The organism is Qipengyuania gelatinilytica (assembly GCF_019711315.1).
Lineage (GTDB): Bacteria > Pseudomonadota > Alphaproteobacteria > Sphingomonadales > Sphingomonadaceae > Qipengyuania > Qipengyuania gelatinilytica.
This window is the reverse complement of sequence record NZ_CP081294.1, coordinates 558,834-579,334: the sequence shown is the minus strand read 5'-3', so window position 1 is coordinate 579,334 and position 20,501 is coordinate 558,834. Positions and strand designations below refer to the sequence as shown.

Annotated in this window: 18 protein-coding genes; 14 read left to right on the top strand and 4 right to left on the bottom strand. The window is 63.4% G+C overall.

Annotated features, from left to right (window positions below):
- Position 1: 1 nt before the first annotated feature.
- The 3 genes from K3136_RS02820 (at position 2) to K3136_RS02810 (ending at position 3,008) form a co-directional block, all read left to right on the top strand.
- On the top strand, positions 2 to 1,564 hold the full coding sequence (locus tag K3136_RS02820; protein ID WP_221431406.1) for a phospholipase D-like domain-containing protein: 1,563 nt from the start codon (positions 2 to 4) through the stop codon (positions 1,562 to 1,564).
- A complete protein-coding gene (gene folE, locus K3136_RS02815; protein WP_221431405.1) occupies positions 1,561 to 2,172 on the top strand; it encodes a GTP cyclohydrolase I FolE in 612 nt (203 codons plus the stop codon). The genes K3136_RS02820 and folE overlap by 4 nt, the downstream gene beginning before the upstream one ends.
- Positions 2,173 to 2,348: 176 nt before the next feature.
- Positions 2,349 to 3,008, top strand: coding sequence for an outer membrane protein (locus K3136_RS02810; protein WP_221431404.1), 660 nt, complete (start codon positions 2,349 to 2,351; stop codon positions 3,006 to 3,008).
- Positions 3,009 to 3,111: 103 nt separating this feature from the next.
- Here the strand turns inward: K3136_RS02810 and K3136_RS02805 are convergent, their stop codons facing one another.
- Together K3136_RS02805 and K3136_RS02800 are read right to left on the bottom strand one after the other, a co-directional pair.
- Positions 3,112 to 3,369, bottom strand: coding sequence for a hypothetical protein (locus K3136_RS02805; protein WP_221431403.1), 258 nt, complete (start codon positions 3,367 to 3,369; stop codon positions 3,112 to 3,114).
- Between the two features lie 99 nt (positions 3,370 to 3,468).
- Entirely contained in the window at positions 3,469 to 3,948 is a 480-nt protein-coding gene (locus K3136_RS02800) for a peroxiredoxin (protein WP_221431402.1), read from the bottom strand.
- A 178-nt stretch (positions 3,949 to 4,126) separates the two neighbouring features.
- On the opposite strand from K3136_RS02800, the gene K3136_RS02795 reads away from it, so the two are divergent.
- The 10 genes from K3136_RS02795 (at position 4,127) to K3136_RS02750 (ending at position 18,416) form a co-directional block, all read left to right on the top strand.
- Positions 4,127 to 4,585, top strand: a complete 459-nt coding sequence (locus K3136_RS02795) for an S-adenosyl-L-homocysteine hydrolase (protein WP_221431401.1) — start codon at positions 4,127 to 4,129, stop codon at positions 4,583 to 4,585.
- Positions 4,586 to 4,714: 129 nt separating this feature from the next.
- Positions 4,715 to 6,130, top strand: coding sequence for an adenosylhomocysteinase (ahcY, locus tag K3136_RS02790; protein WP_425594365.1), 1,416 nt, complete (start codon positions 4,715 to 4,717; stop codon positions 6,128 to 6,130).
- Positions 6,131 to 6,217: 87 nt separating this feature from the next.
- On the top strand, positions 6,218 to 8,560 hold the full coding sequence (locus K3136_RS02785; RefSeq protein WP_221431399.1) for a sensor histidine kinase: 2,343 nt from the start codon (positions 6,218 to 6,220) through the stop codon (positions 8,558 to 8,560).
- Complete coding sequence (tsaE, locus tag K3136_RS02780; RefSeq protein ID WP_221431398.1) at positions 8,557 to 8,994, top strand: tRNA (adenosine(37)-N6)-threonylcarbamoyltransferase complex ATPase subunit type 1 TsaE; 438 nt, start codon at positions 8,557 to 8,559, stop codon at positions 8,992 to 8,994. Before K3136_RS02785 ends, tsaE begins: the two co-directional genes overlap by 4 nt.
- Positions 8,991 to 9,977: an aminoglycoside phosphotransferase family protein gene (locus K3136_RS02775; RefSeq protein WP_221431397.1), complete on the top strand. Its 987-nt coding sequence runs from the start codon at positions 8,991 to 8,993 to the stop codon at positions 9,975 to 9,977. The genes tsaE and K3136_RS02775 overlap by 4 nt, the downstream gene beginning before the upstream one ends.
- Positions 9,974 to 10,696 carry a nucleotidyltransferase family protein gene (locus K3136_RS02770; protein ID WP_221431396.1) on the top strand — a complete coding sequence of 241 codons (723 nt, stop codon included), beginning with the start codon at positions 9,974 to 9,976 and terminating at the stop codon, positions 10,694 to 10,696. Before K3136_RS02775 ends, K3136_RS02770 begins: the two co-directional genes overlap by 4 nt.
- Positions 10,689 to 13,715, top strand: a complete 3,027-nt coding sequence (gene addB / locus K3136_RS02765; protein ID WP_221431395.1) for a double-strand break repair protein AddB — start codon at positions 10,689 to 10,691, stop codon at positions 13,713 to 13,715. Before K3136_RS02770 ends, addB begins: the two co-directional genes overlap by 8 nt.
- Positions 13,712 to 17,188: a double-strand break repair helicase AddA gene (gene addA, locus K3136_RS02760; RefSeq protein WP_247711412.1), complete on the top strand. Its 3,477-nt coding sequence runs from the start codon at positions 13,712 to 13,714 to the stop codon at positions 17,186 to 17,188. Before addB ends, addA begins: the two co-directional genes overlap by 4 nt.
- Positions 17,189 to 17,242: 54 nt before the next feature.
- Entirely contained in the window at positions 17,243 to 17,563 is a 321-nt protein-coding gene (gene trxA, locus K3136_RS02755; RefSeq protein WP_221431393.1) for a thioredoxin, read from the top strand.
- Between the two features lie 67 nt (positions 17,564 to 17,630).
- Positions 17,631 to 18,416, top strand: coding sequence for a LysR substrate-binding domain-containing protein (locus tag K3136_RS02750; RefSeq protein WP_221431392.1), 786 nt, complete (start codon positions 17,631 to 17,633; stop codon positions 18,414 to 18,416).
- Here K3136_RS02750 and K3136_RS02745 read toward each other — a convergent pair.
- Positions 18,413 to 19,201 carry a hypothetical protein gene (locus K3136_RS02745; protein WP_221431391.1) on the bottom strand — a complete coding sequence of 263 codons (789 nt, stop codon included), beginning with the start codon at positions 19,199 to 19,201 and terminating at the stop codon, positions 18,413 to 18,415. The genes K3136_RS02750 and K3136_RS02745 overlap by 4 nt on opposite strands.
- A 112-nt stretch (positions 19,202 to 19,313) precedes the next feature.
- On the opposite strand from K3136_RS02745, the gene K3136_RS02740 reads away from it, so the two are divergent.
- Positions 19,314 to 19,877, top strand: a complete 564-nt coding sequence (locus K3136_RS02740; RefSeq protein ID WP_247711411.1) for a GNAT family N-acetyltransferase — start codon at positions 19,314 to 19,316, stop codon at positions 19,875 to 19,877.
- Here the strand turns inward: K3136_RS02740 and K3136_RS02735 are convergent.
- Positions 19,855 to 20,451 carry a GNAT family N-acetyltransferase gene (locus K3136_RS02735; RefSeq protein WP_247711410.1) on the bottom strand — a complete coding sequence of 199 codons (597 nt, stop codon included), beginning with the start codon at positions 20,449 to 20,451 and terminating at the stop codon, positions 19,855 to 19,857. The two genes, K3136_RS02740 and K3136_RS02735, sit on opposite strands and share 23 nt — an antisense overlap.
- Positions 20,452 to 20,501: the final 50 nt, after the last annotated feature.

The window sequence follows — 20,501 nt, the reverse complement described above, 5'->3', positions numbered from 1 at the left end:
CATGAGCGCGGAGGGGGCATCCGAAACGCAATCCGAAGGGGCATCGAGCCGCACTTCGCAGCTGGAACCCGGCGTGGAGCCGGGTGTCTGGCGCTATGAAATGGCCAGCAAGGCATCGGTGATTGTCGATGCTGCCGACTATTTCGCCTACATGCAGGAAGCCATGCTGCACACGCGCCGGCGCATGCTGCTGATCGGCTGGGATTTCGATACGCGAATCCATCTCGAACGCGGCCGGCGCTGGTGGCAGCGCCCCTGGAAGCGTGGATATCCCCGGCGGCTGGGCAGTTTCATCGCCTGGCTCGCGCGGCATCGCAAGAAACTCGATATCCGACTCCTGAAATGGAATTTCGGCATTTTCACAATGCCGCTTCGCGCTTCGATGATGTGGGACCTTGCCCGCTGGGTTCGCCACCCGCGGATCAATTTCAAGTTCGATACCGCACATCCGGTGGGGTGCAGTCATCACCAGAAGCTGGCGATCCTCGACGGCAAGGTCGCGGTGTGCGGCGGGATCGACATGACCGACAAGCGCTGGGACACGCGCGACCACAGGGAAAACGACGAGCGCCGCGTCACCCCGCGCGGCAAGCCTTACGAGCCGTGGCATGATGCCACCATGATGATGGAAGGCGACGTCGCCAACGCCCTCGAAGAGCTTGGCGAGGACCGCTGGACCAGAGCCGGCGGCGGCACTCTTCCCCAATACGAACCGAGCGTTGCTTCGCCATGGCCCGAACCGCTGAAGGCCCAGTTCGAGAATGTCGAGATCGGTATCGCCAGGACGCGGGCCGCCTATCGCGACTGGGAAGAGGTAAAGGAGATCGAGCAGCTCCACCTCGCGCATATCAAGCGCGCCAAGCACTTCATCTATGCCGAAAGCCAGTACTTCGCCTCGCGTGCGATTGCCGAAGCGATCATCGAGCGGGTGCAGGAAGACGATCCGCCGGAGATCGTGATCGTCCATCCGGCCAATGCCGACGGCTGGCTCGAGCAGCAGGCGATGGACCATGCGCGCGCGGAACTGGTCCGCGCTATCGAGGAGGCCGACAAGAAGAGCCGCTTCAGCATCTGGACCCCGCTGACCGGCGAGACGCCGATCTATGTGCATGCCAAGATCATGATCGTCGATGACGAAATCCTGCGCATCGGTTCCGCGAACATGAACAACCGCTCGATGGGGCTGGACAGCGAATGCGACGTGTTCATCGATTCTACCCGCAAGGCGAATGCGGGGACGAGCAGCATGATCGCGAGCCTGCGCCATTCCTTGCTGGCGGAGCATTGCGGCATCGAAGAGGACGAGGTGCCGCAACTCCAGGCCCGCTATGGTTCGATGGCCGCGTTGATCGATCACACGCTGACTCCGGGCGAGGGCCGCAACCTGCAGCGTTACCATCCGCCGGACCTCAACGACGCCGAGGAATCGCTTGCCCAGAGCGCGCTGCTGGATCCCGAACATCCCGACGATATGTTCGAGCCGTTTGCAAAGGGCGGACTTTTCCGCAAGGGAAGCCGCCTCGCGCGCATGCGCAACAAGTTCAGAAGGAAGAACGGCAAGTGAGCAGCCTGGTCGGCCCCGACGAAGACAACCCGCTTGGCAAACCCCCGGTCCCCGAACACGTCCAGGACGCGATCCGCACGCTGATCGAATGGACGGGCGACGATCCGACGCGCGAGGGCCTGCTCGACACGCCTGCACGTGTCGCGCGCGCTTGGAAGGAATACTGCCTGGGTTATGAAGAGGACCCGGGTATCCACCTCAGCCGCGTGTTCGAGGAAGTGGGCGGGTATAACGAAATCGTCCTGTTGAAGGACATTCCCTTCCAGTCGCACTGCGAACACCACATGGCCCCGATCATCGGCAAGGCGGCAATCGCTTACCTGCCCAACGACCGCGTAGTCGGTATCTCCAAGCTCGCCCGCGTGCTCCACGGATATGCACGCCGCCTGCAGGTGCAGGAACGCCTGACTGCCGAGGTTGCCGACTGCATCTGGGAAAACCTCCAGCCGCAGGGCGTGGCTGTTGTGATCGACGCCCAGCACAGCTGCATGACCGCCCGCGGCGTCCGCACGCCCGGCGTCGGCATGGTCACCAGCCGCATGATGGGCACCTTCCTCGAAGACCAGCGCAGCCGCAAGGAAGTGCTGAGCCTGATGGGGTATGGCTGAGAAGGGGCGTTAGTCGCCCGATAATAGTAGTTCAGTTAACGAGCTGATCGGGGACATTTCAATTCAAGGCTCAATTAAAGCTCCCTAAATTAAGAATGTCGGTTCCTTCCAATTCGCTAAACTTTGGCAAAATTAAATGTAACAGCTCGCTTTTGGTGGGATAAATGGAGGGAACCATGAAGAAAATTGCTGTCGTCGCCGCACTTGCTTGCGGCGCGCTTGCTACTCCTGCTTTGGCACAGGAGGAGGAAAAGGAATTTGAAGGCCCGCGAGTTGAAGTAATGGTCGGATACGACCGCTTCGACGCTGGCCTCGATGGCTTTGACGATAGCAGCAACGCTGAAGATATCTTCTACGGTGCAGCAATTGGCTATGATTTCCAAAGCGTCGGGCTCGTATTTGGCGTCGAAGGCGAAATTGCTAGTTCGGGCAATGGCGCCGAAGAAACCTTCGACGATGGTATCGATAGCGCAACTGTCAGCCTCGAAGATGGTGTAAATCTTTATGTCGGTGGGCGGGTTGGGACCGTGGTTGGAGACGATGGTCTATTCTACTTCAAGGCAGGCTTCGCTCACACGACCCTCGACCTGGATGCTACCGCCACGATTGGCGGGGTGACGGAATCGGAAAGCGCAGACATTTCATTTAGCGGTCTGCGGCTTGGTGGTGGCTACGAGTATTCATTCGGCGGCGCGTTTGCGAAGCTTGAATATCGATATACGAACTACTCTGATGGAGATATCAAAGCTGATGGCCAAAGCGTCGATCTAGACGCCTTTGGCGACATCGACATCGAGCGCCACCAGGTCGTTGTGGGCGTTGGTTATCGATTCTGACTGAATGAGTGAGGAGGGGACGATCCTCTCCTCACCCGGCCATCATGGCACATGGGCCCTTGAACAATTTCCGGTTTCCAAGAACCGACAAGTCGCCGGTCAGCTACCCGCCGAACAGCTTGGCAAAGAACCCGCGCTTCTTACGCGTAGGTGCAGTCTCGCCCGCAACACCGTAAAGATAATTCCCCAGCTGCACCGCCTGCTGCTTGGTGAGGAAATAGCGGAACTCGCGCACGTCTTCGTTGCTGTCGACGACCTTGCTCGTGCTCTGCATCAGCAAGGCGATCTTCTCGCCGGCAGGGTCCGCCCTCCAGCCGAGCAGCATTCCGAACTTGTCATCGCCTGCGGTCTTGTCTTCCATGGTCACGTTTCCCCGAAGTGCGCGCAAAAGACTGCGCCCCGCCGTGCCGGGTGGCAAGGCGGGGCGCGCGTTTGTCCTCAGACGGGACGGGTAACCGGATTACATCTGGCCGAGCATGTGCTCCGCACTCGAGACCGAGAAATCGCCCGGCGCTTCGACATTGAGCTGCTTCACCACGCCGTCTTCGACCAGCATCGAGTAGCGCTGGGCGCGCTGGCCCATGCCGAAGCCGGAGAAATCGGCATCGAGGCCGGTGGCCTGCGCGAATTCGCCATTGCCGTCGGCCAGCATGGTGATGTCCTGGCTGCCGGCTGCCTGGTTCCACGCACCGAGCACGAAGGCATCGTTGACGGCGGTCGCGACGATCTCGTCGACGCCCTTGGCCTTCAATTCATCGGCCTTTTCGACATAGCCGGGCAGGTGTTTCGCAGAGCAGGTCGGGGTGAAAGCCCCCGGTACGCAGAAAAGCGCAACGGTCTTGCCCTTGAAATAGTCCGAAGACTGGACCTGCTCGGGGCCTTCGGCGGTAGCCTTGACCAGTTTTACGTCGGGAAGGCGGTCGCCTACGGCAATTGTCATTTGTTAAAACTCCTGTGTCTTGAAATCCACACAGAGCATCTAGTGCGACAGGCCGTGCTTGCAAGTGCGGTGGATGGTTAACCGCGGTTTACTTCGCACCTTTAAAACCCGGTAAACATTCTGCAGGCACACCTTGGTTGTGGACACGGGACGTCCGCACGACGGGAGACCAAGGGACATGCATTTCAAGAAAACCATGGCAGCCGCCGCGACGGCCGCTGCTCTTCTCATGACGCCGACAACTGCCAGCGCTGCGAGCCAGGACGAACAGGTCCGCAAGCTCGACATTATGCTGATGGTCACCTCGCTTCGCTGCCGCATGGGGTCGGACGACTTCCAGCCGCAGTATCGCAAGTTCTCGGCCAATCACATCACGGCGCTCAACCAGGCTGCTCGTCGTCTCGAGAGCGGCCTTGTCGCGCGCCACGGCAAGAAGGGCGCCAAGCGCGCTCTCGATCGGATCAGCGTTGGCATGGCCAACCAGTACGGCCAGGGTCACCCGTGGCTCGGCTGTGCAGAGCTGAAGGAAATTACCGAGGACCTTTCGAAAACGAAGGATCCGGCAGTGCTTACCCAGGCAGCCGACGAGTTGCTTGGACCGGCACCGCGCAGCGGGGGTCGCTGGGCGCGGCGCTAAGGCCTTTCGGGATCGAAAGAGGTAGAGCGGAGGGGCAGTTGCTCTGCCTCCGCTGAAAGGCTAGGGGCGGCGCTTCGACAGTGCCGCCCCTTCTTCGTGCGCGGCGTATTTTTCCTGCATTATCAAGGACTGCCCGTGACCGAATTCTCCGATTACGTCATCAAGGACATTGCGCTGGCCGATTACGGCCGCGAGGAAATCCGTATCGCGGAGACCGAAATGCCCGGCCTGATGGCCACGCGCGAGGAATATGGCGATGCCCAGCCGCTCAAGGGCGCGCGCATTACCGGCTCGCTGCACATGACCATCCAGACCGCGGTCCTGATCGAAACGCTGACCGCTCTGGGTGCCGAAGTGCGCTGGGCGACCTGCAACATCTTCTCCACTCAGGATCACGCCGCTGCTGCCATGGCTGCCAACAACATTCCCGTTTTCGCGGTGAAGGGCGAAAGCCTCGCCGAATACTGGGATTATGTCGGTCGGATCTTCGACTGGTCCAGCGACGAAGACCCCGATTGCACCGCCAACCTCATCCTCGACGATGGCGGCGATGCGACCATGTTCGCCCTGTGGGGTGCGCGCATCGAGGCAGGCGAGGAAATGCCCGAGCCGCAGAACGCCGAAGAAATCGAGATGCAGCGCGCGCTGAAGGAATTCGTCGCGAAGAAGCCGGGCTACCTCACCAAGTCGGTGAAGGCGATCAAGGGCGTGTCGGAAGAAACCACCACCGGTGTCCACCGCCTCTACCACCTCGCCAAACAGGGCAAGCTGCCGTTCCCCGCGATCAACGTGAACGACAGCGTGACCAAGTCGAAATTCGACAACCTCTATGGCTGCCGCGAGTCACTGGTCGACGCGATCCGCCGTGCGACCGACGTGATGCTTTCGGGTAAGGTTGCCTGCGTTGCCGGCTATGGCGATGTCGGCAAGGGGTCGGCCCAGTCGCTGCGCAATGGCGGCGCCCGCGTGCTCGTGACGGAAATCGACCCGATCTGCGCGCTGCAGGCGGCGATGGAAGGCTTTGAGGTCGTGACGATGGAAGATGCGGTAAAGCGCGCCGACATCTTCGTCACCACCACCGGCAATGAAGACGTCATCACTGCCGAACACATGAAGGCGATGAAGCCGATGAGCATCGTGTGCAACATCGGCCACTTCGACAGCGAAATCCAGATTTCCGCGCTCGACAATTACGAGTGGACCGAACTCAAGCCGGGTACCGACCTCGTGAAGTTCCCCGATGGCAAGGAAATCATCGTGCTGGCCAAGGGGCGTCTCGTGAACCTCGCCTGTGCCACCGGCCATCCCAGCTTCGTGATGAGCTGCTCCTTCACCAACCAGGTGCTGGCGCAAATCGAGCTCTGGGAAAACACCGATGGCTACGAGAACGACGTCTACGTCCTGCCCAAGCAGCTCGACGAAAAGGTCGCCGCGCTCCACCTCGACAAGCTGGGCGTCAAGCTGACCAAGCTGAGCAAGGAACAGGCCGACTATATCGGCGTGCCGGTCGAAGGTCCGTTCAAGCCGGAACACTACCGCTACTAAGACAATCGGGCGCGCTGCGCATATTTTGCGCCGCGCGCCCGAATCTTCACGTTGCATCCACGCCGCTAGCCTAATAGCTGGCAGGTAATGGAAATTTCGCCCGTCCTCCTTCCTATCATCGGACTGATGCTGGCGCTGTGGACCGTCACGGCGATGTGGCTGATGATAAAGGCCAGCCGGGACAGCCAGGCGTCCGCGGCGCACAAGAAGGTTGCCCGCCGCCTCTCACGCATGGTCGAGGAAGGCCCCGCCATCCCGTTGCTGGTGCGCGTGGACGGAAGGATCGAGGCGCCCGACCGCTTTGCCCGCTGGATCGGGCTGGACAAGGTCCCCGAATATCTGAGCGAACTGGCCGGCACGGACGACAGGGGCCTGTCCGAAGAGCAGGTCGAAGAACTCTCAACGCTGGTCAGGCGCACGCAGAAAAGCGCCAAGCCCTTCAAGCTGGCCCTGCGGCCGCCGGGTTCGCGCAAGTCGCTTGCCCTGCGCGGCGCGCTGGCCGATCCGGCAGTCTCGCCCAGCGGCGCGGCGCTGATCTGGGTCTTCGATTTCACCGAAACCGATGACGAACTCGCCCGCCTTGGCGAGGAAGCAGCGCGTGCGCGTGACGATTTCGGCGCACTGGTCGGCCTGATCGAGGCTGCGCCGATGCCCATGTGGTTCCGCGGTGCCGACATGCAGCTACGGTTGGTCAACAAGGCCTATGTCGAGGCAGTCGGCGCGAAGAGCGCGGATCAGGTCGTCGCCGAACAGATCGAGCTTGTCGAAAAGGTCGGCGGGCGCAGTGCGGCGCAGGTCGCGCAGCAATCGGCAGATCGCCGCCAGCCGATCGAGCGTATTCTCTCGGCCACGATCAACAACGCCCGGCGCACGATCCGCGTCACCGACCTGCCTCTGGTGGGTGAGGGTATCGCCGGCTACGCGGTCGATATCGAGGAAATGGAAGAGCAGGCGCGCGAATTCCGCGCCTTTCGCGAAGCGCAGCGCTCTATGCTCGACCAGCTTTCGATCGGCGTGGCCCAGTTCGATGCGCAGCACCGGATGACCTTTGCGAACCAGCCGTTCCACCGCGTCTTTTCGCTGCCGCCGGGTGTGGTCAACGAGCGCACGACCTTCGAGCAGATGCTGATGGTTGCGCGCGAAAACGGCCGCATTCCCGAAGTCCGCGACTTCCCTGCCTGGCGCAAGGAGCTGGGCGAATGGTTCCAGATGGACGAGCCCGAGGAAGTCGCCTGGCCGCTGCCCGACAGCACGCATTTGCGCCTCGTCGCGCAGCCGCTCCCCGATGGCGGTCTCGTCCTGATCGCGGAGGACCAGACCGAACAGCTGGCCCTTTCGGCCACGCGAGACACGCTGCTGCGTACGCGTACCGCGACCTTCGACAGCCTGTTCGAAGCGCTCGCGGTTTTTGCGCCGGACGGGCACCTCGAACTGTGGAACCGCGGCTTTCCAGTCGCCTGGGGACTCGAGGGCGAGGAACTGGACGGGCATCCGCAGGCCGAACAGCTGCTCGAGGCGATCTCGAAACAGCTCGCCGACCCGAAACAGATATCCGAAATCGGTCAGACGATCCGCTCCGCCACGCTCGACCGCAAGAACCGTCGTGGCCGCATCGCGCTCGCCGACGGCCGCACGCTCGACTATGCAGGCGTTCCGCTGCCCGATGGCAACGGCCTGATCACCGTACTTGACGTTACGGCGTCGCAGCAGGCGGAAGAGGCGCTTCGCGAACGCAACCGCGCGCTGGAAGAGGCAGACGCGGTGATGACCCGCTTCCTCGCCAACATGTCTTACGAATTTCGCACACCTCTGACGTCCATTGGTGGATTTGCCGAACTGCTCTCGCAAGGCATCGCCGGCGACCTCTCTCCGCAGGCAAAGGAGTATGTGCAGGCCATCACCATGTCGGTGGGCAAGCTTACCGCGCAGGTTGAGAACGTCCTCGATCTCTCGCAGTCAGAGGCGGGCCTGATGCCGCTGCGCAAGTCGAAACTGGAGATGATCCCCTTCATCGAACAGATCGTCCGCAAGCGCGAGGATCGCATCGTCGAAGGCGGGCTCACGCTCGATGTGAAAGGCAATGCCAGCAATGTTATCGAGGCCGACCGCCAGCAATTGCAGCGCGCGATCGGTCACCTCCTCGACAATGCCATCGCCAATACGCCGCGCGGCGGACGCATCCTGATCGATATCGCCAAACGCCGCGGCCAGAACCGCATCGTCATCTCGGATAATGGGCAGGGCATGAGCCAGCACGAACTTGCCCGCGCTCTTGAAGGCATCCGCATGAGCGCGGACGGCAAGGGGATCGAACGGCGCCAGGGCCTTGGCATCCCGCTCGCGCGGCAGCTGGTCGAAGCACATGGCGGGGCGCTCGACATCCAGAGCCGGAAGAATGCCGGGACAACGGCAACGATTACCCTGCCGTGACCCGCGACCTTCCCGATCTCGATGCGATGGAAGCCTTCGGTGCACTGATTGCGGAGCGGTTGCAGCCGGGCGACGTCGTGGCGCTCACCGGCGGGCTGGGCGCCGGCAAGACGACGCTTGTGCGCGCCATCATCAGGGCACTAGGCCACGAGGGTGAAGTGCCCTCGCCCACCTTCACGATCATCGAGACCTACGACCACCTGCGCGTGCCGCTGGTGCATGCCGATTTCTACCGGCTGGAGGACCCGTCCGAAGCGATGGAAATCGGGCTCGACGATTATCGCGAGGGTGCGGCGCTGCTGGCCGAGTGGCCCGATCATGCGGGCGGCTTCGAGCATGAGCCGGGTTGCCTTGCAATTACGCTCGAAACGGTGGGCGATGGACGAAGGGCCATTGTGAAGCCGGGCGAGGCTTGGCAAAGCCGCATCCCATGAGCGCACTACCCGACGGCATTCACGATTTTCTTGGCGACACCGAATGGGAAGGCGCGGAAATCGCGCCGCTGGTGGGCGATGCGAGCTTCCGCCGCTATTTTCGTCTCAGGATGGGTGGCCACACGGCAATGCTGATGCATGCACCGCCGCCGCATGAAGATCCCGCACCCTTCCTTCACGTGGCCCATTGGCTGGAAGAACAGGGCATGCGCGGCCCTGCGATCCTGCTGGAAGACGCGGCGAATGGCTGGGTGCTGACCGAGGATTTCGGCGACCAGCGGATGAAGGAATGGATCGACGACCATCCGGGCGACGAACACGATACCTACGCGCAGGCGATCGACGCGCTTGTGCAGCTCCACCAGCTGCCGCCGGGCCCGTTCGAACCCTATGATATGGCGGTCTACCAGCGCGAAGCGGCGTTGTTCACCGAATGGTATTGTCCTGCCGCCGGCCTGTCGGTCGATGAAGCAGGCTGGACCGCCGCATGGGAAGAGGCGCTTTCTCCCATGCTCCCGCGCCAGAACCCGGGCGTGACCGTTCTGCGTGATTATCATGCGGAAAACATCATGCTGCTCGAACCGGGCAAGCTGGCAGGCGAGCAGGGGCTGATCGATTTCCAGGACGCACTGGTCGGCCATCCTGCCTATGACCTTGTGAGCCTGCTGCAGGACGCGCGCCGCGATGTGTCGGAGCAGCTCGAGCACGACATGCTGTGCCGCTATCGCGCCGCCGCCGATCCCGGCGAGCATTTCGAGGCGGACTATGCGCGGCTCGGTGCGCAGCGAAATGCCAAGATCGTCGGCATCTTCACGCGCCTCTACAAGCGCGACGGCAAGCCCCGCTATCTCGGCATGATTCCGCGCGTCTGGAAGGCGATGGAGCGCGACCTTGCTCACGAGGCGATGGCGCCGGTTGCCGCCTGGTTCGATGCCAATATCCCGCAGGACCTGCGCGATGCCCACGGCGGAGAGATCGCGTGAGCAAACTCGTTTCGGATACCGCCATGCTGATGGCGGCAGGCCTCGGCAAACGCATGCGACCGCTCACCGCGACCATGCCCAAGCCGATGGTGCGTGTGGCAGGCAAGCCGCTGATCGACCGCGCCCTCGATCGGGTCGAGGATGCCGGCATCGAAAAGGCAGTGGTCAATGTCCACTACCTTGCCGAGAGCATCGAAGCGCACTTGAAGCCGCGCAAGATGCCCTCCGTCACCTTCTCCGACGAGCGCGAGGAACTGCTGGAAACCGGCGGCGGCATGACCAAGGCGGTGGGAGCAGGGCTGCTTCCCGATCCGTTCTTCGCCTGCAATGCCGACAGCATCTGGCTCGACGGGCCGCGCAATGCCTTTGCCGACCTGTCGGCTGCCTGGGATCCTGACAAAATGGATGCGCTGCTGCTGGTCGTGACGCACGCCCGCGCGCGGAATTTTGACGGGACGGGCGATTTCTACATGAATGGTGCAGGGCGGCTGTCGCGCAAGAAGCCCGACCGGATCGCGCCCTTTATCTACACCGGCATCCAGCTGGTGTCGCACCGGTTGCTGCGCGATGCGCCCGACGGGAAATTCTCCACCAACATCCTGTGGGATCGCGCGATCGAGGAGGATCGCCTGTTCGGCGTCGCCTTTACCGGCATGTGGTACGAGGTCGGCACGCCGCAACATATCAAGCCGACCGAGGAGGCGTTGACGGGTGGCTGAAGAAGGCAGGGTCGCAAGCCAGCCGAAGGTCTATTCCATCGCTGCCCATCGCGGGTTCGCCGATGCCCTCGTAGCGGGGTTGGTGCCGCGCTATTCCGATCCCGAGCTGGGCCTGTCGAAACTCACCCTTCTGCTTCCCAGCTCGCGTGCGCGGCGGACCGTATCGGAAGCCTTCATTCGCCATGCAGGCGAGGAGGGCCGGGCAGGCCTGCTGATGCCGCGCATGGCCGTGGTGGGTGACCTCGATCTCGACGAAGCGCTCGGGCCGCTGCTCGACCCGCTGGGCACGAGCGATATCCCGCCCGCCATCGATCCTCAACGCCGGATGTTTGCGCTTGCCAGGCTGATCGCCGAGGAAATGGGCGATGAGGCACCCAGGGGCGCGACGCTCCTGCGCCTTGCCCGTGAGACCGGAGCGACGATGGACCGGTTGCTGGTCGAGGATGTCGGGCCTGAACAGCTGCGCGACGAGAAGGTCGCCGGCATCTTCCCCGACCTCTCCGGACATTGGCAGGATTCGATCAGGTTGTTCGCGAATGTGCAGGCGCACTGGCTCGCGTGGCTGGGGTCCGAGGGCATGCTCGATGCCGCCGCCCGCCGCAATCGCCTGTTCGACAAGGCGCGCAAGGCCTGGAAGGCCAATCCTCCTAAAACGCCCGTCGTCGCTGCCGGTGTCACCAGCGCCGCGCCCGCGCTCGCGAAGTTGCTACGGGTTGTGAGCGAGTTGCCGCAAGGCGCATTAATCCTACCCGATTTCTACCTGACCATGGACGAAGATGTGTGGGACGAGCTGGGCCGGGCCGGGGCAGCCCCGACACCTGAAGACACCGCTTTTGCCCGCGACGATGCGGTCACCCACCCGCAATATCACCTCAAGCTTTTGCTCAACCGGATGAGCGTGCGCCGCGAGGAAGTGCAGCCGTGGCACCGAAAGGGCATGACTGCCGCTCCGCCCGAGCGCAGCCATGCGATCTCCGCCCTCTTCTTGCCGCCTGAAGCGAGCAAAGCCTGGGTCGAGCTCAAGCCCGAGAAGCGCCGCCTGTCTGGTGTGCGGATCATGCAGTCTGCCAACCGGGAGGAGGAAGCGCAGGCCATTGCATTGCTGGTACGCAAGGCGCTTTCCGAACCGGAAAAGCGCGTTGCGGTGGTCACGCCCGACCGCCCGCTCGCTCGCCGCGTGGTCCATCACCTCGCCCGCTGGAACATCGTGGCCGACGATTCCGCCGGTCGCCCGCTGTCTCATACTCCGGCCGGCCGCGCATTCCTGCTCGCCGCCGAGGTCATGGCCGAAGGGGCCAGGGCGGTGCCTTTGATGGCGCTGCTCGGCCACCCGCTGGCAGACGGCGGCATGGAGCGCGGGCGCTGGCTGAGGCGGCTGCGTGTGCTGGAACGCGCCTTGCGCGGCCCCAGGCTTGCGCCGGGTCTTGAACCGGCACGCGCCGAGATCGACCGGATCGCAGAGAAACGTCCTGAAATGGCCGAGTGGTGGGCTGTAGCTGAAAAGGCAGTGCTGCCGTTGGTCGAGGTCGACCGCGACACGCCTGCCGGCCTTGCGGCCATGATCGATACGCTCGCGTCTAGTGCAGAGGCGCTGTGCGGCGAGCAATTATGGGCGCAGGAGGATGGCCGTACGCTTGCAGGGTTCGTCGAGGAATTCCGCCTCCACGCCCGCGAGGCAGGCTTTACTGTCGCCCCGCGCGACATCGCGCAGGTGCTCGCCGATGCAATGGAAGAGCGCGCGGTGCGCCCCCCCTATGGCGGCCATGCCCGCGTACAAGTGCTCGGCCTGCTCGAAGCGCGCATGAACCGGGCCGATCTCGTCATCTGTGCGGGTCTCAACGAAGGCGTGTGGCCTGCGCGCGGCAGCGTGGATGCGCTGCTCGCACCTCCCGTCCTGCGCACGCTCGGCGTGCCCGGAGGCGATTTCCGTATCGGCCTTTCGGCGCACGATCTTGCCGGCGCAATGGGTGCGCCCGAAGTGGTCCTGAGCCGCAGCGAGAGGGACGAAGGCGGTCCGGCGATCCCCAGCCGCTTCCTGCTGCGTGTCCAGGCGCTGCTCGGCGATTTGCTCAGGAATTACGAGGATCATGAGACCATCGCGCTCGCCCGCGCCATGACCCGCGCAGAGGCGGCTCCCGATTATCCGCGCCCGATGCCCAACCCGGGCCCGCAACAGCGCAATGTCGACATCTCCGCCACTGCGCTCGACCGGCTGCTGGGTGACCCCTACCAGTTCTTCGCGCAGAAAATCATGGGGCTGTCGGATCTCGACGAGCTGGATGCCGACCCCAATCCGCTGTGGCAGGGCAATGTGGCGCACGAAATTCTCGAACGCTGGCACAAGGCAAAGACGGACGACCCGGCGGCGCGCATTGCCCCGATCATGGAGCAGGTGCTCGACGAGGAGAACGCGGATGCGCTGGTGCGCGGCTTGTGGCAACCGCGGCTGCAGAAGGCGCTCGAATGGATCGAGGAAACGGTAAATGCCTATTCGGGCCGCGAAGTGCTCGCGGTCGAGGTGAAGGGCTCGATGCATTTCGATGACGTCTTCGTCCACGGGCGCGCCGACCGGATCGATCGGCTGGAGGATGGCTCGCTCGGTATCATCGACTACAAAACGGGTAAGCCGCCTACTGCCAAGATGGTCGAGCAGGGGTATGCGCTCCAGCTCGGAATCCTTGGACTTATCGCAGAGGACAACGGCTTCAAGGACATCACGGGCGAGCCGGGTGGCTATGAGTACTGGTCACTGGGCCGCGCGAAGGACGATAATCCGCACGGCTTCGGCTATGTCGATATCCCGCTGAAGGTGGGTAAGAAGCAGACCGGCCTTCTGCCGGAGGATTTCCTCCCCACGACCCGCAAGAAGCTGACCGAGGCAATCGACAGATACATCAAGGGCGATGCGCCATTCACCGCGCGCGCGAACCCCGATTACCCGGCCTACGATACCTACGACCAGCTGATGCGGCTGGAGGAATGGCTCCCGCGCCAGGCGGACGAGGGAGGCGCCTCGTGAGCGGCAACGTCTATAAACTTCAGGACGCGCAGGCAGACAGCGTCAATCCGCAGGAAAGCGTCTGGCTTTCGGCGAGCGCGGGGACAGGCAAGACGCAAGTGCTTTCGGCACGTGTGCTCCGCTTGCTGCTGGAACCCGGTGCCGACCCGTCGCAGATCCTCTGCCTCACCTTTACCAAGGCGGGGGCTGCCGAAATGGCGGTGCGCGTCAATTCGGTGCTGGCGCGCTGGGTGCGCATGGACGCGGGGCAATTGGGGACCGAACTCGGCTATCTCGGGGCGCCATCCGATCCCGAAACGCGGGAACGCGCCCGATCGCTCTTCGCGCGCGTGCTCGATTGTCCGGGCGGCGGACTACGCATCGATACGATCCACGCCTTCGCGCAATACCTCCTCGCCGCCTTTCCGAGCGAGGCAGGCGTGCTTCCCGGAAGCCAGCCGATGGAGGACCGCGACCGCGACCTCCTGAGCCGCGATGTCCTCTCCGACCTGCTCTCCGAGGGCGATCCCGCCATTCGCGAGGCGGTGGCCGAGATGAGCCGCCGCAAGGGCCCCGACGCGGTGCTCGGCTGGCTGATGCGGTGCGCACGTCACAGGGAATTGTGGGACCAGCCGGGCTGGCAACACGGCTTGCGCGATCCGGTGCGCCGCGTGCTGGGCATTCCCGCAGATGCGCACGAGGGCTGGGTGGCAGAAGGCTGCTCGGACGATGTCTTCCCGGTGGCGGATTTGCTCGCGTGCAGCCGGATCAACGCAGAATGGGGCGCAAAGACCGGCCTCGACAACGCCGACTTCGCGGCGGGGTGGCTGGCCGCAAGCCCGGTCGAGCGCCTCGCGCGGATCGACGGATTTTTCGGAACGCTGCTGACCAAGAAGGGCGAGCCGAGCCGGCTATCGAACCTCGAAAAGGTCGATCCCTCTTATGGCCTCCACATCGAACGCGTATTGGAAGGAGTCACGCAAGTTCGCGAACGCGCAGCGATGCTCGATCTAGCCGCCTTCCTCACACCGCAGCTCGAAGCCGGTCGCGCTTTCACAAAGCGGTGGGAAGAGGCCAAGGCCCGCGAAGGTCTCGTCGATTTCGACGACCTGATTCACCGCGCCGCGCACCTGCTGTCGTCCAACGCCATGGCCGACTGGATCCGCTACAAGCTCGACCGCAGCTTCGACCACATCCTCGTCGATGAAGCGCAGGATACGAACGAGGCTCAGTGGAAGATCGTCAGGGCGCTGACCGACGATTACTTCGACGGCCTCGGCGCGCGCGGGACCGCGATCCGTACGATTTTCACCGTGGGCGATTACAAGCAGGCGATCTTCGGTTTCCAGGGCACCAGTCCGGAGAACTTCCGCAAGGCGCGTGATTTTTTTCGCGACAAGATGGAAGCGGCTGCCACGGCCGCGGAAGAGGCTCGCGCGAACGCCACTGCGGGACGGCTGGAAGAATACGACCTCTTGCGCAGCTATCGTACCAACCAGACCGTGCTGAGCTTCGTCGACCGGGCGATGCTGGGCATCGGCTACGAGGGATTCGGCCTCGAAGAGCCATCGCCGCCGCACGAGGGTGCCGATGCACCGGGGCTTGTTACCCTCTGGAAAGACGTCCGGATAACCGAAGGCGAGGATGATGACGGCGAGCAGGAGAACGGCTGGCTCGCACGCCACGACCGCCTGATGGCCGACAAGATTGCGCGGCAGGTTGCCCAATGGCTCGACCCCGAAGGCGAGGGCTTCACGCTGGTGAAGGGCGAGCCGCGCCGCGCGGCTGCGGGCGATGTCATGGTGCTGGTCCAGAAGCGCCGCGAGCTTGCTTCGCTGATCGTCGCAAGGCTCTATGCGCATGGCGTGCCTGTCGCGGGTGTCGACCGGCTCCGGCTCGGCAATCCGCTGGCGGTTAAGGACCTGATGGCGGCGATCCGCTTTGCCGCGCAGCCACTGGACGATCTGACGCTCGCCAACCTCCTCGTCTCGCCGCTGATCGGCTGGAGCCAGGAAGATTTGCTCGTTTTCGGCTATCGCGAAAAGGGTATCCGCCTGTGGGAGCACCTGCGCGGATCGGATGAACCGCGCGTCGCGCAAACCGTAGACATCCTGCGCGAAATCCTGCGGCGCGCGGATTACGATACGCCGCAGCAATTGCTGCACTGGATCCTCGTCGGATCGATGGACGGGCGGCGCAAGTTGGTCGCGCGACTGGGGCGCGAGGCGAACGACCCGATCGACGAGCTGCTGAACGCTGCCAATGCCTATGCAAGCGCGCATGTCGCCAGCCTTCAGGGCTTCATCCGCTGGTTCGACGCGGGCGATGGCGAGCTGAAGCGTGAAGCCGGCGAAGGCGGGGACCAGGTCCGCGTGATGACCGTGCACGGATCCAAGGGGTTGCAGGCCCCCATCGTGATCCTGGCCGATGCGGCGATCAAGCCCGATGCCTCTGGCGATCTATCGCTACAAGAAACGCCGCTTGGAGCAGACCGGGCCAATGTGATCCCGCTCCCGTCGCTGACCAGGGCAGAAAAGGTCGGTCCGGTTCTCGCTGTGGAAGAGGAAAACGCAGCGCGTTCGATGCAGGAGCACTGGCGCCTACTCTACGTCGCGATGACCCGCGCGGAAGAGGCGTTGTTCGTAGGCGGCTCGCTCGGGCCGCGTGACGCTAAGAACGGTCCGCATGAAGACAGCTGGTACGCCCGTCTGGCGCAACTGTTCGAAGCCGACGAGGGTTTGGAAGACACGATATGGGGTGCTCGCTGGGAAGTAGGCGAGCGCGCCCCTCCCGTGCCGGCTTCTGCCCGGAAAGTGCAGGAAACCACAACCGAACTCCCCGACTGGGCGAAGCAGCCGGTCGGCCCGGAGCCGCGTCCGCCGCGTCCTCTGGCGCCTTCGGGTCTCGGCGAGGTGGAGGGCAGCGATCCGCCGCTTCCGCCAGAGGTTGCAGCCGGTGCCGCAAGGCGCGGGGTGCTGATCCATGCGCTGCTCGAACGCCTCCCCGAAGTCGCGCTCGATAGGAGAGAGGAAAAGGCGCGGGACTGGCTGGCACGGCAGGCACCTGACCTGGACGATGCCGAACGCGAGGAAATGCTGAACCGCGCGCTCTCCGTACTAGAAGAACGGGGCTTTGCAGACATATTTGGCCCGGATGCACTGGCGGAGATCCCGCTCGCTGCCACGGTCGAGGGTCAGGTGGTCATGGGGACGGCCGACCGGCTGCTGGTCACGTCCGACAAGGTCACCGTGGTCGATTTCAAGACCGCGCGCCGCCCGCCGACTACGCTCGACGCTATTCCGGACAGCACCTTGCGGCAGATGGCAGCCTATGTCGCGGCGCTCGAAGTCATCTATCCGGGCCGCGCGGTCGAGGCCGCAGTGCTCTATACCCAGACGCCGCAGCTGATCGCCTTGCCTGCCGACAAGCTCGCTGCTTACAAGGCCGCGTTTGCAGATCGGCAGGAAAGCTTTGGCCTGCCACCCGTTGAGTAATTGCACCCGCCTCCCATATGGGCGGGCAAGACATCAGATAGCAGGAGTATTCCCATGGCCACCATCAACGTCACCGACGAAGGCTTCCAGAAAGACGTTCTCGACAGCGACAAGCCCGTTCTCGTCGATTTCTGGGCCGAGTGGTGCGGGCCGTGCAAGATGATCGCACCGGCGCTTGAGGAACTCTCCGAAGAACTCGGCGACAAGGTCACCATCGCCAAGATGGACATCATGGAAAACACCGGCGTGCCCGGCGCGATGGGCGTGCAGTCGATCCCGTACCTCGTGCTTTTCAAGGATGGCAAGCCGGCGGCCAACATGCGCGGTGCTGCGCCCAAGGGCCAGCTCAAGCAGTGGCTCGAGAGCGAGCTCTAACTCCCGCAACCCTCTCCTTCGACCGCAATCTTGCGTTGCGGTGCAACATTGCTAAACGCGTGAGACCATGAAGCGCACGCATCTGCCCCTGAACGCCTTGCGCGTCTACGACGCCGCCGCCCGGCACCTCAGCTTCACCCGCGCGGCGGACGAGCTGGCGGTGACGCCTGCGGCCGTCGGCCAGCAAATCCGTGCGCTGGAGGATCACCTCGGCACGGTGCTGTTCCGTCGTACCAGCAAGGGTTTGGAACTGACGCAGGAAGGTGCAGCCGGTCTCGACGCGCTGCGCGAAGGGTTCCTGAAGTTCGAGGAAAGCGTCTCCGCCATGCAGGCCGGACAGGCTTCGGACAGCTACACGATTGCCTGCCCGCGTGAATTCTACGCCCAGTGGCTGGCGCCGCGCCTTGCGGAATTCTCCAAGGAGAACCCGGAGATCAAGTTCGTCTTCGTGGCGGACGAGAATGCCGACTTTACCGAGGCGAACCTCGATTGCGCGATCCGCCTCGTCGATGGTCCTGGCGATTTGCAGGGCGTCGAACTGGCCGCCGCACGCCGCGTGACCGTGGCTGCCCCTGGCGCTCCCGATCGCTGGATCGACTGGGGCCTGCCGCTGCAGGATGGTGTGCAGGCGCACATCACGGTCAGCAATGCCGGCCAGGCGCTCTCGGGCGCCATGGCGGGGCTAGGCAAGGCGATCCTTCCCGAACTTCTCGCCAAGGAAGCGCTCGAAGCAGGGCGCCTCGAACTGCTCGATGGCCCGGAAACGGGCACGCGCGCCTACTGGCTGGTCGCTCCCACGCCGCAATGGCGGACCAAGAAGGTCAAGGCGCTGGTGGCTTTCCTCGCGGATTAGGGAGCATAGGGCTGCGGTGCGATGATCGCCGCAGTCAGACGCATTGAGGCTTCTTCGGGCATATTGCCCGCCGCTTCGTACAATGCGAGCCCTGCCGCGCACTGATTGGTCAGCGGCAGCGCTTCGAAACCCGTCCCGTCGATCACCGCAATTGCATCCTGCTCCGGGATGGTACCGACCAATATTTCATAGAGAGTGTCGATGTCTTCCTGCGTGACTTCGCCGCGCGGGTTCGGGTCCTGCTGGCCCGCAGCGATGGACTTCAGGGTTTGGACGCTTACCGAAATTATGCGGCGCTGGACCGTGGGAGAATAGGTATTGCCCGGCTGCAGGCCGGTGGCGATCATCTGTGCGCAGAGGGGCACGCTCTCGTCCCGCAGTGCGCGGACCAAGGCCAGATTGCGCTTCATCAGCTCGAGCAGGGCCTCGTCCGGCGCGGCGACGAGGTGCTCGCCGTTGGTTAATGTAAAATTTCGCATGTAGCCGAAACCAAACTGGCTCAGCTGCTCGTTCGATGCGCCTTCCCTTGCCATCACCGCGAGTCTGCTCCGGAATTCGGCATATTCGGCCGGAAACTCGTCGCGGAAGGTGTCGTAGAGCGGTGCATGGATGAAGTTGCCATGCATCTCGAAATCCATCTGCGAGCCGAACTTGTAGCTGCGATAGCCATCGAGGACGGCTGGCATCATCACGAAGATGATCAGCAGGACAGCAATGAACACGCCAACGCGTTTAAGCTTGGGGCCGATACCTTCGCCCTCACCGTGAACGTCCGCGTAACTCATTGTCCTGCCCCCTCGAATGCTGCGTAACGCGCGAGAAGGGCGTGCGACCCCTTTCCCCCACAATTCCTTTGCGAGGCTTGGCGGATCGGTCGCCGGAGGGCAAGTGGGCGGAATGACTATTCGCCGCGTTCCCGAACTGAGCACCGAACGCTTCATCCTGCGCCCCTTGCAGGAGAGCGACTGCGCGGCCCTGCTCCCCACGCTCTCCGATGCGGACCAGTGTCGTTTCCTGACCCGGCCCGAGTTTACCAGCCATGAAGAGCTGTGGGGCTGGCTGGCCGATCCGACGTGGAACGGACGGACGTGGATTGCCGAGGATGGGGAAGGGCAGGTCGCGGCCCGCTTCGTATCGGTCCCGGCGCATGAGGAAGGGGTCGAGGAAATCGGCTATATCACCTGCGCGCACCGTCAGCGGGAGGGCGTCGCCCGCGAATGCACCGAAGCGCTTGTCCGCCACCTGTTCGAGACCGACGGATTGCGCAAGCTCACTGCCGAGGTGGATGCGGAAAACACCGCTTCGGTCCGGCTGCTCGGCGCCTTGGGCTTTACGCGCGAGGCATATTTTCGCGAACACGAGACTACGCATATCGGCCTGCGCGACGTGATGATGTACGGGTTGCTCGCGAAGGATTTCCTCGCCCCGAGCGAGCCTGTCAGATTTGGTCGAAGGCCCTGAATACTTTCGCCATGCCGGGGGGATCGCATTCGGCGCGAAGGCGTGCGATGGCCTCGGTTATAACCAGATCGTATTCCATCACTCCGTCCTGAAGCCCCTGGTAATTGCCTCCAAGCGAACGGGTAAAGTCGCGTGCGCTGCGATTGTCGCTGAGGATGTTGACCGAGAACTCTTTCAGCCCTTCCGCCTGGGCATCGAGCAGCATCGTCGCAGTCAGGAGCTTGCCGAGGCCAAGGCCGTGATAATCGTCTAGCACGCCGACCGAGAACTCCGCGCTGTTCTTGTCATGCTCCTCGCGAAAGGCGTGGACGGCGCCGATCGCCGCATGCTCGTCGCCCGATGAATCGATGGCTCCCCAGGCGATGTGGTCATATCCGTCGACGGTGGTGAGGCGCTCGATCACCCAGCTGGGCGGTGCCGATGCGCCGGAAAAGAACCGCAAGTAGCGCGACTGGGGCGACATCCGGCCGATGCCGACCCGCATGCGTTCTGCGTCGTCTTCGCGTATGGTGCGAATGCAAACCGGATGCCCGTTCTCCAGCTCGGTATGGATGACTAGGTCGGATTGACGCACGACTGATGAACCTCCTGGCCCGTTCGCAACCGTCCTATCACGGTTCCCCC